Origin of the sequence: Aquincola tertiaricarbonis, from assembly GCF_000969605.1 — a bacterium.
Taxonomy (GTDB): Bacteria; Pseudomonadota; Gammaproteobacteria; order Burkholderiales; family Burkholderiaceae_C; genus Aquincola; species Aquincola tertiaricarbonis.
In genome coordinates this window covers 1-308 of sequence record NZ_JZUE01000098.1, presented here as the reverse complement: position 1 = coordinate 308, position 308 = coordinate 1, and the positions used below count along the sequence as shown (strand labels likewise).

The window sequence follows — 308 nt, the reverse complement described above, 5'->3', positions numbered from 1 at the left end:
GCTGCAGACCGAAGAAGGACGCACGGCCTACCGCAAGCGCAAGTGGATTGCCGAGCCGCCCAACGGCTGGATCAAGAACGTGATGGGGTTCCGGCAGTTCAGCCTGCGGGGGCTGCACCGGGTGCGAGCCGAGTGGAAGCTCGTGTGCATGGCGCTGAACCTGAGGCGCATGGCGGTGCTCGGCGCCGGTTGAGAGGTGCAAAGCGGCTTGTCAGACTGACTGGAGCCTCCCTCGCGGAGGGAGGCTGGAGGGAGCGGTCGAACAAGCTGGAGCTCCCTCTCGGAGGGGGCTCGGGGGAGCCGTGCGT

Annotated in this window: 1 protein-coding gene; it reads left to right on the top strand. The window is 67.5% G+C overall.

Annotated elements, in window-relative coordinates:
- A partial coding sequence (locus tag VO99_RS27580) for a transposase (RefSeq protein ID WP_157039855.1) occupies nucleotides 1–193 on the top strand: 193 nt, incomplete at its 5' end.
- Nucleotides 194–308: the final 115 nt, after the last annotated feature.